Annotated in this window: 16 protein-coding genes; 14 read left to right on the forward strand and 2 right to left on the reverse strand. The window is 58.5% G+C overall.

The annotated features are described in order from the left end of the window. The first annotated feature begins 2 nt into the window (after positions 1–2). Genes HBA54_RS04835 through HBA54_RS04845 form a run of 3 tightly spaced genes read left to right on the forward strand, consistent with a single transcriptional unit; the run spans position 3 to position 4,336 of the window. Positions 3–611 (forward strand): hypothetical protein, encoded by a 609-nt coding sequence (locus HBA54_RS04835; protein WP_167221956.1) that lies wholly within the window; start codon positions 3–5, stop codon positions 609–611. Next, positions 611–1,990, forward strand: a complete 1,380-nt coding sequence (locus HBA54_RS04840; RefSeq protein WP_167221957.1) for a hypothetical protein — start codon at positions 611–613, stop codon at positions 1,988–1,990. The genes HBA54_RS04835 and HBA54_RS04840 overlap by 1 nt, the downstream gene beginning before the upstream one ends. 3 nt (positions 1,991–1,993) lie before the next feature. After that, entirely contained in the window at positions 1,994–4,336 is a 2,343-nt protein-coding gene (locus HBA54_RS04845) for a hypothetical protein (RefSeq protein ID WP_167221958.1), read from the forward strand. Here HBA54_RS04845 and HBA54_RS04850 read toward each other — a convergent pair. Continuing rightward, positions 4,333–4,665: a hypothetical protein gene (locus tag HBA54_RS04850; protein ID WP_167221959.1), complete on the reverse strand. Its 333-nt coding sequence runs from the start codon at positions 4,663–4,665 to the stop codon at positions 4,333–4,335. The two genes, HBA54_RS04845 and HBA54_RS04850, sit on opposite strands and share 4 nt — an antisense overlap. Before the next feature lie 56 nt (positions 4,666–4,721). After that, positions 4,722–4,958, reverse strand: coding sequence for a helix-turn-helix transcriptional regulator (locus tag HBA54_RS04855; RefSeq protein ID WP_167221960.1), 237 nt, complete (start codon positions 4,956–4,958; stop codon positions 4,722–4,724). A 117-nt stretch (positions 4,959–5,075) separates the two neighbouring features. On the opposite strand from HBA54_RS04855, the gene HBA54_RS04860 reads away from it, so the two are divergent. The 11 genes from HBA54_RS04860 (at position 5,076) to HBA54_RS04910 (ending at position 12,045) form a co-directional block, all read left to right on the forward strand. Then, entirely contained in the window at positions 5,076–5,255 is a 180-nt protein-coding gene (locus tag HBA54_RS04860; protein WP_167221961.1) for a hypothetical protein, read from the forward strand. Between the two features lie 2 nt (positions 5,256–5,257). Next, complete coding sequence (locus HBA54_RS04865; protein ID WP_167221962.1) at positions 5,258–5,581, forward strand: hypothetical protein; 324 nt, start codon at positions 5,258–5,260, stop codon at positions 5,579–5,581. Then, positions 5,574–5,966, forward strand: a complete 393-nt coding sequence (locus tag HBA54_RS04870; RefSeq protein WP_167221963.1) for a hypothetical protein — start codon at positions 5,574–5,576, stop codon at positions 5,964–5,966. The genes HBA54_RS04865 and HBA54_RS04870 overlap by 8 nt, the downstream gene beginning before the upstream one ends. Before the next feature lie 3 nt (positions 5,967–5,969). Continuing rightward, positions 5,970–6,404: a hypothetical protein gene (locus HBA54_RS04875; protein ID WP_167221965.1), complete on the forward strand. Its 435-nt coding sequence runs from the start codon at positions 5,970–5,972 to the stop codon at positions 6,402–6,404. After that, on the forward strand, positions 6,401–6,973 hold the full coding sequence (locus HBA54_RS04880) for a hypothetical protein (protein ID WP_167221967.1): 573 nt from the start codon (positions 6,401–6,403) through the stop codon (positions 6,971–6,973). The genes HBA54_RS04875 and HBA54_RS04880 overlap by 4 nt, the downstream gene beginning before the upstream one ends. Before the next feature lie 152 nt (positions 6,974–7,125). Continuing rightward, positions 7,126–7,929: a hypothetical protein gene (locus HBA54_RS04885; protein ID WP_167221969.1), complete on the forward strand. Its 804-nt coding sequence runs from the start codon at positions 7,126–7,128 to the stop codon at positions 7,927–7,929. Positions 7,930–8,124: 195 nt separating this feature from the next. After that, on the forward strand, positions 8,125–8,394 hold the full coding sequence (locus HBA54_RS29845) for a helix-turn-helix domain-containing protein (RefSeq protein ID WP_167221971.1): 270 nt from the start codon (positions 8,125–8,127) through the stop codon (positions 8,392–8,394). Continuing rightward, positions 8,394–8,723 (forward strand): hypothetical protein, encoded by a 330-nt coding sequence (locus HBA54_RS04895; protein ID WP_167221973.1) that lies wholly within the window; start codon positions 8,394–8,396, stop codon positions 8,721–8,723. Before HBA54_RS29845 ends, HBA54_RS04895 begins: the two co-directional genes overlap by 1 nt. Continuing rightward, positions 8,710–10,272, forward strand: a complete 1,563-nt coding sequence (locus HBA54_RS04900; protein ID WP_167221975.1) for a terminase — start codon at positions 8,710–8,712, stop codon at positions 10,270–10,272. Before HBA54_RS04895 ends, HBA54_RS04900 begins: the two co-directional genes overlap by 14 nt. A 229-nt stretch (positions 10,273–10,501) precedes the next feature. Then, positions 10,502–10,783, forward strand: coding sequence for a hypothetical protein (locus HBA54_RS04905; protein WP_167221977.1), 282 nt, complete (start codon positions 10,502–10,504; stop codon positions 10,781–10,783). Between the two features lie 428 nt (positions 10,784–11,211). After that, on the forward strand, positions 11,212–12,045 hold the full coding sequence (locus HBA54_RS04910) for an SDH family Clp fold serine proteinase (RefSeq protein ID WP_205944421.1): 834 nt from the start codon (positions 11,212–11,214) through the stop codon (positions 12,043–12,045). Positions 12,046–12,131: the final 86 nt, after the last annotated feature.

The following is a 12,131-nucleotide window of genomic DNA, read 5'->3' on the forward strand; positions in this document are numbered from 1 at the left end:
CAATGAGCTTATTTGGTGATGTAGCTTCATTTATCGGCGGCGGAATTCAAGCAGGTGCCTCATATCTCGGTGCCAGAGAAGCGCGCAAGGCCGCCGACAAGAACCGCGACTTCAGTTATGACATTTACAAGCAGCAGCGTGCGGATACCGCGCCTTACCGGCAGACGGCCAATCTGGCGCTTTCCAACCTTCGCGACACTTACATTACCGGGGATAAGGATTTCAGGACTTCCCCCGGCTATGACTTCCGCGTTGGCGAGGGTGTGAAGGCGCTTGATCGCTCGGCGGCTGCGCGAGGGCGCTTGAACTCCGGTGGGCAGGCAAAGGCCCTTACCCGCTTCGGCCAGGATATCGGCTCTGCTGAGTATGATCGCGGTTTCAATCGAATGACTTCGCTGGCAGGGCTCGGTTCCGGTGCTGTGGCACAGGACAACACAGCGGCCAACAATCTGATGGTCAATGTCGGTGGGGCGAACACCGACGCCGCCGCCGCCCGGCGATCAGGTTATGAGGGCGTAGGCTCTGCATTCAACACCACCCTGAATAATCTCCTTGCTTCGAGCGAGATTCCCGGCGGACCAAGTTATTCGCTCAGAAAGTGGTTTTCATAATGGCAGTGACACCAGTCGATGTAGCGGGCTCGCTCAAGAAAGGCCTGACGCTCAAGAGCCTTCAGGATGAGGCCTTGGCGAGGGATCAGGCCCGCGAAAAGGCTACCCAACTGCAAAGCTTGGCCGCTCTGAAGCATGGCGGCTTTGACCAGCAGAAGGGCATTACCTGGGAAACCGGACGACAGGCCCCCGGCGGCGGTCCCGCTATGAGTGATGAAGAATTCACTCGGCAGGCGGCTGTAATTGACCCCCAGGCCGGTAAGGACTGGCAGAGCTTTTATCAGGGCCAGAGCGAAGCAAGACTAGCCCGGCAGAAGCTAGAGGCTCCGATGATTGTGTCGGCCTTCGAGGGGGTAAACGATCAGGAGAGTCATAGCCGGGCACGGCAGGCGTTTGCATCTATGGGCGGCGACATTTCAGACATACCGCCCGAGTTCGATCCCGAGTTCGGTCAGGCCCGGAACAACATGGTGGTACAAGCCGCGCGCTTTGCGATGCAGATGGAAAACAAACCAATGTCCGTCGCGCCGGGAAGCAGCCTTGTTGACCCGCTGACCGGCCAGCCGATTTTCACCGCGCCCAACAAGCCTCGGCAAAGCAAGCTGCTAACACCTGAGGAATTGGCGCAGCAGATCGATCTTAAGCAGGCGGGACGGAACATTAACACAGTGACTTTTGGCGGCGCTAAAGACCCCGTTTATGGCGTTGCTCCCAAGGATCATGTTTGGGCACGGAATCCAGACGGCAGCGTTTTACTTGAAGAAAACTCGCAAGGATACCGGACGCCGGTTGCGGTGCCTATTGCGGGCGGCCCGGCAGCCAGGAAGATCGAAGACGCCGAGCAGGCCGGAGCGGCGGGAGACAAGCAGAAGGCAATCTATGCCGACGTGGTGACGCAGGATATCGACCGGATTATCGATCTGGTGGAAAACTCTAGATTCCCCGTTAGCGGTGCTGGCTCATACCTTTCTGTCATCCGAGGTACGGGGGCAAGCGATACCGCTCTGTTGCTTGATGGCGTTAAGGCAAACATCGGCTTTGACCGATTGCAGCAGATGCGAGATGCCTCCCCAACTGGCGGGGCGCTTGGTCAGGTGTCAGAGTTTGAAAACAGACTGCTTCAAGCCACTATCGGTAGCCTGGATCAGGCGCAGACAAAAGAGCAATTCATTTTCAACCTTCGGCGCGTCCAGCGGATTTATTCCGATATCGTCAATGTGGGAATCAAGCCGGGCGATACTGCCAAATATGGGGAGCCCATGGGCGGCGGAAGATTCTCCAAGATGAGCTTAGAGGATCTGACTTCACTAGACTTGGAGGCCCTTACCCCGCGTCAACGTGAAGAGGTAGGCCGTGCGCTAGAGCGGTTTGGATACTGACCGATGGCAAGCCTTGAAGAGAGGATGAACGCAGCGCGGGCCGGTGGTGGTGGAAGCGCCCCACCCGTTGGTCCGCAGACTCTGGAGCAACGCATAGAGGCGGCGCGGCAGGAAACAGCAAGGTCAAGAGAGCCGGAAGACGGCATTGTTTTGAGGACTGACAGGCCGCTCCTTGATCGCGCCAAGGATTTCGCTGGCGGTGTCGCCGATGCCTTTGAGGGCCAATCAGAATTCGACCTGCCGGAGCTGGGCACAGTCTTTGGCAACCGCACCATGTTGGGCGGTGTCGCCAACCCCAGCGACCGCACAGGCAAGCAGTACCCTCTTGATCAGCGCGCGAAGATGGAGACGGTAGTCTCCGGCCTCGCACTGGCGCGCGATCCTCAGGGGCAGATAAACATTATCAGAGAGCAGTTTCCTGAAGCCCGCTTTTCTGAGGATCGTTTCGGCAATCCCATAGTCCGTATTGGCGATGAACGGTTTTATGTCAACCGCTCCGGCTTCTCCGGCCAGGATGCACGCGGCCTGATTGCCGAGGGCGGAATCCTGGCAGGCACCATGAACCCAGCCGCAAGGGCCGGTGGCGTTGTCGCTGGCGGCATTGGCCGACTGACCGGCGCTGGCGCGGGCGGTTTCGCGGGCTCTGTGGTGCAGGACTTGGCGGCCAGGGGCGCGGGCTCCGGGCAGCAAGTGGACCTGGGCAGGGCCGCGATGACCGGCGCTACCGGTATGGGCTTTGAGGGGGCCCTGATGGCCTTGCAGCGCATTCCTGGGCTTCGGGCCGTGTTTGGCAGCCCCGCGCTTTACCGGCAAGGGAGCGGCCTTACAGACCGGGGCCGGAATATCCTTCGGGATAGCGGCATCAACCCGGATGAGATTTCCCCGGCCATGGCTGACCAACTTTCAGCCATCGCCCGGCAAACCGATGACGTTGCGGCGGCTGCCCGGCAGGCAGAGGCGCAGACCTTGCCCAATCCCGTTTCCCTGACCGGTGCCCAGGCCGCCCGCAATCCCACCGCTATGGCGCTTGAGGGTGAAGCGAAGAAGGGTGTTCTCGGACAGGAAGCCCAGAGCCTCTTGCTTGATACCCAGGCCCAGCAGCAAGCGGCCCTGAGGGGCAATATTCCCGCTATCCAAAGCAGGCTTTCCGGTGGGCAGGCTCAGGTGGCACAGCCCGGCCAAGGCGCGGCAGGCGTACAGGATTCCCTGGTTGCACAGCGGGAAGCAGCCCGGCGCGGTGTCGATCAGGCTTACGACACGGCCAGGGCTGCCAGTGAAACGGCCCCGGCATTCTTCGGCGGTCAGGCCGTCAGTGATCTGGGGCGCACCATGCGCCAAGCCGTCCAGAGCTACGACCCGCAGCAGTTCGCCAACATGGCCAATCTGCTGAAAAGCTTTGATCAGATTACCAAGGCCGCCCCCGGCACGCGGGTTTCCGGTGTCAACCTGAATGCCCTTGAAGCTTGGCGGCGACGGGCCACGACCTCTGCCGGTGGAGCGGCCAGTAAACAAGAGGCCGCTGGCATCCGAGCCATGATCCGGCAGTATGACGACGCCCTGGAAGGCCAGCTAAAGGACGCCCTCCTATCCGGGGATGAGGCGACGATCCAGCTTTGGAAAACGGCCCGCTCTGCCCGGTCCCGCTTTGGCCAGATATTCGAACAAGACGACGTTGTAAAGGAGCTTACCGCCCCGATGCGCGACGGTTCCAGGCGTTTGGCCGTTGGTCCTGACGACGCGGTAAACTACGTCTTTGGGCGGTCCGGTATCGGGGCCAAGAAGGGCCTTGAGCGTGACCTTGTGAAGCTCCGCGATACCCTTGGCCCGGACAGCGCCGAATGGAACGCAATCCGCGAAGAGGCTTTCTTGCGGCTGTTCCGTAATCAGCCAAGCCTAGAGGCCGGTGGCGTGTTCAATGCCCAGGCCTTTTCAAAGGAACTGACCAAGGCATTGACCGACAGTTCGGCGGCCATGCGGGTGCTGTTTTCGAATCAGGAAAAGGCCCTTATGCGGACTCTCAGCCGTACCGCTATCAACATGAACACCACCCCGGCCATTGCTGCCAATGCGAACCCCTCAGGCACGGCCTTTGCGGCCCGCCTGACGGATGCTTTCGGCCCGCTTGGGCGAAGGGTACAGGGCTATGTCGCCAACGTGCTGGCAGGATCGCGGCGGGGCGCTGCAATGAGGGAACTGACGAGATCGACGGCGGGGAACATTCCGCGTCTGCCGTCGCCGGGGGTGCCTGGGCTTGGGGGTGCTGTCGGGGCCACTGCGGTTGACCGTCTGCCGGAAGAAAAGCCGCCCCCGTTGACGTTGCGTGACCTGGGGGCACCGCGCCGTTAGTCGGCATTCTCCCAGGGCCGCTTACCGCGCTTGAAGCTATCCCAGAAATGATCCTCTTCCGGCGGGCGCTCTGAGGCCATGCCGAAAGGGTTATCCCGAAACTCCCGTTTGTCGTCTTCGGTGGGCCGGTAGGAGATCGGGCATTCACCGGTCCATATCCAAATGCTGCCAAACGCAAAGACGAGGAAGAGAAGCCAGTAGGCTACGCCCTCTGGTCCCAGCAGGTGCGCCAGGATGACCGTGCCAGCGGCGCTGGACCCGCCCCATAGATGTATCCGCGCCTTGTTCTTCATGGCCCCATGAAAGCGCCGAAGAGCCCCGGCAGTCAACAACCACCTCGCCCTGGCCCGGCCTAACGGCACTATTGGCACTAATGGCACGGGGTTTAGTCCTTCCTCAGGGCTACACCCGGCCCATTGCCGTTCTCAGGCAGGAAGACAACACCAGCGGCCTCTAGGGCCCTCTGAATGGCGTCTGCGGTTCTAGTGTGGGCCGATACTGTTCCTTTTTGCGCTTCGACGGCCTTTACCGTTGGCGTTGACACCCCCGAGGCCTCCGCAAGCTCAGTTTGCTTCATCCCGATCAGGCCCCTAGCGGCCCTTACCTGTGGTCCTGTGAGCATAAAATATAACCCTTAGAGATAGTTTTCCAGCCTTTAGGTATTGAATACCTTGAATCGATATCCTATATCTAAGGTACAGAAGGTCATACCTCAAGGATAGAAATCGGGAGCAGCCCAATGAACGTCAAAGGCAAGCAGTGGTGGGAGCCCCAGGAAGTCGACCTTACCGAGGACCAGGCCGCCCGCGTCAAGCAGGCCGGAGCCGATGCCTTCGCCGCTCTGCTGGCCCGAATCGAAAACGGACAGATTAAACGCGCCAGTGGTGAAGCCCACGGCGGCGCATGGATCGGGAGATAGACATGGCAGGACAGGAAAACGCCCTTGCGGAGTTGGGGCAGGACACCATTAGCCAGTTTGATTTTGAGCCGACGTTTATCAAAGAGAACGTTGCGGATGGAGAGCGCTGGGAAAGCTACCGGCAGTTCTGCGCCCTGGCGCTGGCTTCCCTGAGGCTGGGCTCCGATGAACTGACAGAGGCCGTAAAGGCAAACCCGGAATTGTTCTGCGGATCGATGGAAGGCATCGCCAACACCCGCGAAGCCATGAAGGCCACCGCCGATCTGATGGACGCCGCTGTTGCCCGCATCACCATTGCCATTGCGAGGAGTGACGCAGATGCATAAGAGCATTTCAACAATCCTCAGTCGTCGGCGCGTCCTGGCCGGGGTTGCTGTTGCACCCGTTGCAGCACTGCCCGTCACGGCCTCCGCAAGCCCGGAAGGTGTATCGCCCCGGATTGGTAAGCTGTTCCAAGAATGGCGGAAGGTCTGGGCAGGCTACGGCGACGCTTGCGATACGGACGATATCAGCATCATGGATGATTACTGCGCCGCTAGCTTCGCGGCCTTTCAGGCGTTGCTACAGGAGCCGTCTGTAACCCTGATGGACATTGCCGCCAAGGCACACGCCCTTCGCATCCAGATGGATGGATGTTGCCTGGAAGAACGGGACATAGGCCCGATTTATCAGGACATCGACCGGCTGGCTATTTTCCCAGAGGAGGGGTGAGGCATGAAACCCCAGAACAACACCCTCAGCCGCCGCCGCGTTCTGACCGGTGCGGCTGCTGTGTCGGTAGCGGCCAGCGCGCCAGCCGCCGCGACCGCCAGGGAAGAAATGTCACCACGCATTGCGGAGTTGTTCACCGACTGGCGGAACAAGCACGCGGCCTTTCTGGCGTCGTCGGATCACCACTGCGCAACGTTCAGCGGAACATTCGCAGAGGAAGACGCATCGCCAACAAACTTGGCCGTCAATGCCGCCCTAGATGCGAGCTTTGCAGCCTATGTTGCCCTGGTCTGGGAACCCTCATTCACGTTGGCCGACGTTGCGGCAAAGGCATACGCGACAGAAGTTGACCGCGACGGCTGCGACATAAGCATTGATTGGCTTTGCGCAGATATGGCGCGGTTTAGTGATGCTCGCATGGATTGGGGGCAGCCATGACCGCAACCTTAACCCGCCGCGCCGTGGTGGTTGCCGGGGCCGCTACGTTGGCCTCTCCTGTTTCCGTGGCTGCGGTGGCTTCCACCAAAGCCGATCCAGTACCGGCGCTGTACGAAGCATGGCGGCAGGCGAGTAGCGAGGCGATCCGTTGCGCTCAGGCAGTGACCGCTGCTGAGACTGCGATGGAAGCTGAATTCGGATCACCCTGGCCGCGTGTCCAATATGGCGTCTATCGTGATGAGGCTGGCGACAAGCAACCATTGTTTCTCTCAGACGAAAGAGAAATTCTGAAAGTCACCGAAGCACATATGCTTGTCTATCCGAAGGCGGGCCGCGCCTGCCGGGAGGCGATGACCGTGGCTCTTAGAGACAAGTGGGCGCGCTGGGAGAAAATGCGAAAGGACAGGGGCATAGACCGCCTTTCAGAGATCGCTGACAAGGCTGGCTGGACTGAAAACGCCGCCTGGAAGCGGTTGTTCGATGAAGCGTTCTTTCTGCGATTTCTCGTCTTTCTTCGTCCTATTTCTCAGCGGCAATGCCAGCGATCTGGATATCTGGTAAGCAGTTAGAGACCCCGGCCTCCATGAAGGTGCATTAGGCCAAGCGGGAGGGAAGGCTCTCCGCCGCTTTCATTGACGGATACGGCCTAGCATCGGCATATAGGAGCCTGCTTCATTCTGATTGACCCGCTGATGAGAGACGGCGGGCGGGAAGGGCTCCGATGTTTCGCTGTGCTGTTGTTGTGCTGGCGCTGGCCGCGCTATCTGGCTGTGCCTCCGCACCGGGATCAAGCCCACCCCAGGCGACCGAGGTTGTCGCAGTTCCAATAGCGCAGGCGGTGGAGATTGGACGCGCACCAGTGCGCCGCGCTACCCGGACCGAACGCCAGACCGTTACCGCATTTGGCCGCTACGGCAAACAGGGGCGATTGACCCTTGAAACAAGGGCACTCTTGGATGCGTCAAAGTCGGGTAGTGAGGTTTCGGTGGAGCTTCTGTTCACCGGAGCCGACACCAAATCAGAGGGCGTTCAAGAGTCCGCCGTTGGCAACATTGATGTGTTTCGGGGCCTAGAGGGCGTTACGCTGCTTTACCGCCGCGACTTGGTTACAGGCCGGGTGCGGCAGGGCATGGTCAAAGACGGCAGGGCGGTAAACATTGGCGGTACGCGAGTCGCCATAACTGGCAGGCTCATAGCTCAATCTCACCTTGGCGGCATGACTCTAAGGCAGGGGCAGACTGTCATGGAATTCAGCCTTTCCGATTTTCTGTCCGGTCTTGATCCAATTGCATCCCCCACGATGCAGGGAACTGTTGCGGGCCGGAGTGTCTACCAGGGGCGTGATGTTGTGGTCGTGACCCTTGATCAATCGCCGGAGCATCGCGGCGTGTCATATCATGTCAAGGGCACTTACCTGATAGACGTTCTTACAGGGCTTCCTGTTTCAGGCCGTGTATCGGTTATCGGGGATGAAGACGGACAGGAAACCATCCGGCTTGCGGTCGATCAGCGCCTAGTGTTCTGACCTGATTGACGCCTTTCGCCGCGTCCGTCTTTCAGTGGTCGCCATGATTAGACAATGGGACCGTCTTCCCAAAATGTAGCAATGTAGCAACTGTAGCAGGGGGCTCTCCTCTTTCTGGGGTGGCTGGAAACTTCCTATAATGTGCATTCATGTTTCGACTGTGGTAGAATTGTCCCAGCGATAGAGGACTGACAAATGAACCATAGCGTTGCGTATACCAGCATCACCAAGGCCCAGGTAAGGGCCGCCAGAGGCCTCCTATATTGGCGGCAACATGACCTTGCCGAGCGAGCCGGAATCAGCCAGCGAACAGTCATGAAGCTAGAGAGGGGCAACGGCCCCTTGTCGGTACAAAGGGGCACCCTGCAAGGCATCCTCAGATCCTTCAGTGACGCTGGCGTTTCTATGGTCAATCAAGATGGAGCGATTGGCGTGGTCTTTGCCAGCGCCGGAGGTGGTGAGTAATGGCTAAAGGAAATCGAAACCCGTCGAAGGGCAGTAAGCCTGAAAAGCTGGTCAGAGACGCCCTTATGGTCGCCGTCAACCGGGAGGCCCAGGACGCAGAAGGCAAGCCAACGAAGAAGCTGGCGTTACTCGCTGACAAGGTGGTGAGTAAAGCCCTTGATGGTGACATGGTGGCAGCTAAGGAAATCTTCGACAGGCTGGACGGCAAGCCCAGGCAGGAAATCGAGCATAGTGGCGAAGTGGATACCGGGCCGGAAATGTCGAATATGGAAATCGCCCGCCGTCTTGCTTTCGCGCTAACTCAAGGACAGGTCAATGAAGGCGGCTAGCTTCGATGAGGTTCTTTCCCATTTCAACAATCTGCCGACAGATCAGCAACGGCATGTAGCCGATCAGGTTGCCGATCTGGTTAAGAGTAAGTGGGTTCCCAATCCCGGCCCCCAGACTGAGGGGTATTTCAGCGAAGCGGATTTGCTGTTGTACGGTGGCCAAGGGGGTGGCGGTAAGAGTGATCTTCTGGCCGGGCTGGCTCTTACCCAGCATAAAAATAGCCTGCTGATGCGTCGGCAATATACCGACCTTGGCGCGATGATCGACCGGACCCTAGAAATCAACGGATCGCGGCAGGGTTACAATGGTTCGCCCCCTCCCAAGCTGAGGACGGCAGACGGCAGACTTATCGACTTCGGCGCAGCGGCCAAACTTGGCGATGAACAGCACTGGCAAGGCCATGCCCATGACTTTATCGGGATAGATGAAGCAACCCAGTTCATCGAGTTGCAGATCCGGTTTCTGATGGGCTGGAACCGCCCCCGGAGCGAGGCGGATATTGATCAGCGGTGCCGTACCGTCCTGGCGACCAATCCGCCCCTTGGCCCGGAGGGTGATTATATCATCGGCATGTTCCGGCCCTGGCTGGACCCGACACACCCGAAGCCAGCGCGAAATGGCGAGTTGCGCCACTTCATCATTGATCCAGACGGTAAGGATCTAGAGGTAGACGGTCCCGACGACTGCCGACAGTTCAACGGCAAGGTTTACAAGCCGCTGTCCCGCACCTTCATTCCCGCTCAGCTCCGCGACAATCCCACCTTAGCCCGGACCAACTATCAGGCGTCCTTGGACGGACTACCGGAACCTCTGCGCTCTGCAATCCGTGATGGCAATTTCATGACGGCCAGAGAGGATTCGGCCTATCAGGTTATTCCTACCGCCTGGGTAGTTGCGGCCATTGAACGCTGGCATAAGGGGAAGCCTGAAAATGTGCCCATGACGTCAATGGGGCTAGACGTTGCCAGGGGTGGCCGTGACAACACAGTGGTGGCCCCGCGCTTTGATAAGTGGTTTGCCGAGTTGATCTCTGTTCCCGGCAAGCTCACCCCGGACGGCCCTAGCGTGGTTGCTTTAGCAGTTCAGCACCAGAGAGACGGCGCTTGCATCAACCTCGATTCCATCGGTGTTGGTGGATCGGTACAGGATCACCTCAAATCAGCAAATCTGACCTATGTCCCGCTGAATGGGGCAGAGCGCAGTGACGCCCTGACCAGAGACGATAAATTCGGCTTTGTAACCAAGCGCTCTGAAATGTGGTGGAAACTGCGGGAGGCCCTGGACCCCGATTATGGAATCAATATCGCCCTGCCGCCAGACAGAGGCTTGCAAGCCGATCTAACCGCCCCGACTTATTCAGTCCGGCCCGGCCAGCCACCGAAAATCTATGTCGAGAACAAGGACGATATCATTAAGCGCCTTGGCCGTTCCCCGGACGAGGGAGACGCGGTTGTCTATGCCTGGGCATCGGGCGAAGTGGCCAAGCCCAGGAAGCCCAAAAAGCGGCGGCGGAGCATGGGCAATTCATCAAGTTGGATGGGCGGCTAGGCCTCAAAGTCTGGTAGAGCCGATCATTGATGTATGCGACCAATCAAGGCTTTGCTTTTTAATCGGGCGCGTTCTCTAGAAGCGCTCGCAACCGACCTAACTGCACTAACTGCGCTATCTGCACGGTGCCTGCGTCTGTGAAAGCACAGAACGTCAATCCACTTGACCATTATTCATTTCGGATATGGAATGAACAGCACCCCTGCAATGCACCTTAGGAGCAAGGTCGATGCTGTTCGATACCGATGGCCCGGAGCCGGAGTTAGTCGCGTCCTTTCAACAGACCGCCGAAGTCCTGCAAAAGCAGAACGCAGTTTTCATGCTTCGGGCGCAATCGAAACATACCCGCTTTAAATCCTGCCAGTACATCGCCGGGGAGCCTTCCACGGATGACTCCTGCAAATGCGGTGCGCCGACAGACGAGGGGGGGATCTACTGTGACCAGCATCATGGGCTGTGCATCCCCAAGCCAGCGCCAGAGAAGCAGGAGGCCCTGGCCGAGGCGGCTTAGCCCGTTGAAGAACGCTGAAGTCAACGAGGTAGTATCGGCAGAGTGTCAGTTTCATTGATCAGAATGGCTTGCATTACTCGTCTCATAGCCACCATCTGTATCTTTGAGGGCAGGGACCGCACCCCGGCATTAACCCAATTACCCCCTGCTCTACAGGCCGCAACAGGGTGCGTCTTAATAGACTATTGACAACCTGTGTGCGAAGGATTCGAATGACGGCACTGGGGTAGGGGGAACTAGGAGATATCGCATGGATATCGTGGCAGCGACACGGCCTGACGACATCACACAAACGAAGTCGGCTGGGCGGCCAATCAATACGCACGTTGTGAAACCGGCGCTAGAGCCGAAGCCAGACTACGAGAAAATGCGCCGCTTGCTTGAGGGTGAGCACCAAGAGAATGCACATAAAGGCATCGCCGCATCAAGTGAGCACCGAAGAGTCTAAAGAGCGGTTTCCGCGCGGAAGGGAATTACCAACCCAGTCCCCCTTATTTTGGGTTGGGCAGAAGGATCGCTACCTTCGGCAAATCCTGATTAGGGACATTGAGGCGACAACCGGGCGCAGACTGATCGTTTGGTTTGCCAATCGCCTGAAGCCAGAAGCCAACATCGATGCGGGCGACCCTGTCTATTTGACTGAATTGTTCGGCGACGTCGGTGACGAGCCCGTGGACTTGATGCTTGAGACTAACGGTGGGTCAACAGATTCGACAGAAGCGGTCGTCTCTTTGATCCAGTCATTGAGCAGTGACTTTCGTGTGGTGGTCGCAAACGCGGCCAAGAGCAACGGCACCCTCATCTGCTTGGCGGCAAAAGGCATCGTAATGGGACCGCCAAGCGAACTGGGGCCAATTGATCCACAGATCAACGGCGTGCCCTGCACTATCTGGTCTATGCCCGAAGTGGCACAGCCAAACTTTGCGCTTCAGCAACTGGCGATCCGGGCCCTCCAGCAGTCAAAGAAATTAGCAAGCGCCCTTCTCACCACAGGCATGATGAATGGCAAAGATCCACAACATATTGCTGAGGTGGTTGAGAAGCTTGCTACAGGAAATACCTATTTCTCCCATGGCTCAGCCATAGATCATCGAGAGGCGTCCCAGCTTGGCCTCAATGTCGAGCACCTTCAGTCTGAAGACGAACTCTGGCAAAGAATCTGGCTGCTATACTGCATGTACGAGCATGACGTGCGTGCTGCCGAATATCTTAAGGTCTTCGAGGGGCGCTCCAGAAGCTTGGCGGTATCAGCCTCCCTCTAAGTGCCCCATCCTTAGTTATCTTTGGCGGAACTCAAGGGACCAGACTTCCTGGAGGGTGCCGAATGCGCTGGCCCGTCCCGCCTCAT

It is taken from the genome of Pelagibius litoralis, assembly GCF_011683915.1.
In the GTDB taxonomy this organism is placed as follows: domain Bacteria; phylum Pseudomonadota; class Alphaproteobacteria; order Kiloniellales; family Kiloniellaceae; genus Pelagibius; species Pelagibius litoralis.

Bases quoted from the DNA above. Each gene is read 5' to 3' on its own strand.
- HBA54_RS04835 (WP_167221956.1), top strand. From the start codon at position 3: ATGAGCTTATTTGGTGATGTAGCTTCATTTATCGGCGGCGGAATTCAA.
- HBA54_RS04840 (WP_167221957.1), top strand. From the start codon at position 611: ATGGCAGTGACACCAGTCGATGTAGCGGGCTCGCTCAAGAAAGGCCTG.
- HBA54_RS04845 (WP_167221958.1), top strand. From the start codon at position 1,994: ATGGCAAGCCTTGAAGAGAGGATGAACGCAGCGCGGGCCGGTGGTGGT.
- HBA54_RS04855 (WP_167221960.1), bottom strand. From the start codon at position 4,958: ATGCTCACAGGACCACAGGTAAGGGCCGCTAGGGGCCTGATCGGGATG.
- HBA54_RS04860 (WP_167221961.1), top strand. From the start codon at position 5,076: ATGAACGTCAAAGGCAAGCAGTGGTGGGAGCCCCAGGAAGTCGACCTT.
- HBA54_RS04865 (WP_167221962.1), top strand. From the start codon at position 5,258: ATGGCAGGACAGGAAAACGCCCTTGCGGAGTTGGGGCAGGACACCATT.
- HBA54_RS04870 (WP_167221963.1), top strand. From the start codon at position 5,574: ATGCATAAGAGCATTTCAACAATCCTCAGTCGTCGGCGCGTCCTGGCC.
- HBA54_RS04875 (WP_167221965.1), top strand. From the start codon at position 5,970: ATGAAACCCCAGAACAACACCCTCAGCCGCCGCCGCGTTCTGACCGGT.
- HBA54_RS04880 (WP_167221967.1), top strand. From the start codon at position 6,401: ATGACCGCAACCTTAACCCGCCGCGCCGTGGTGGTTGCCGGGGCCGCT.
- HBA54_RS04885 (WP_167221969.1), top strand. From the start codon at position 7,126: ATGTTTCGCTGTGCTGTTGTTGTGCTGGCGCTGGCCGCGCTATCTGGC.
- HBA54_RS29845 (WP_167221971.1), top strand. From the start codon at position 8,125: ATGAACCATAGCGTTGCGTATACCAGCATCACCAAGGCCCAGGTAAGG.
- HBA54_RS04895 (WP_167221973.1), top strand. From the start codon at position 8,394: ATGGCTAAAGGAAATCGAAACCCGTCGAAGGGCAGTAAGCCTGAAAAG.
- HBA54_RS04900 (WP_167221975.1), top strand. From the start codon at position 8,710: ATGAAGGCGGCTAGCTTCGATGAGGTTCTTTCCCATTTCAACAATCTG.
- HBA54_RS04905 (WP_167221977.1), top strand. From the start codon at position 10,502: ATGCTGTTCGATACCGATGGCCCGGAGCCGGAGTTAGTCGCGTCCTTT.